We start from the raw sequence: 318 nt of genomic DNA, 5'->3' as shown, positions 1-318 counted from the left end.
CTGTTGGAAATGGCTTGAAGGTGAAAAAATTGAAGCTGATAATTTGTGTAACTACATAGACAGTGAAGATTATGTAGATGTGGCCGAGTTTGCAAATAAAGAAACAGATGTACAAAAACAATATGCATGGTATGCAGTTTTAGATGCTGTGTCTTATACAACTTATCAAGCCTATCATAAGGAAGAAAGAAAATATGTTCCGCAAGTGGTTGAAATTATTGACGATGAAACATTAATAATATTAGGTGAAAATGCAATTGAATCTAGTTATTTCAAGATGGAAAATCTAGAAGTCTTAAAAAAACACTTATTGAAAAA

Annotated in this window: 1 protein-coding gene; it reads left to right on the top strand. The window is 30.8% G+C overall.

Annotation, left to right across the window (positions count from 1 at the left end):
- Positions 1-318 (top strand): Imm6 family immunity protein (locus tag BAMA_RS23410; RefSeq protein ID WP_034644503.1); only part of this gene is annotated, 318 nt, incomplete at both ends.

The sequence above is a fragment of the Bacillus manliponensis genome, from assembly GCF_000712595.1.
Classification (GTDB): Bacteria; Bacillota; Bacilli; order Bacillales; family Bacillaceae_G; genus Bacillus_A; species Bacillus_A manliponensis.
Note: the sequence above shows the minus strand (reverse complement) of the source record. Positions and strands in the feature narration are given on the sequence as shown.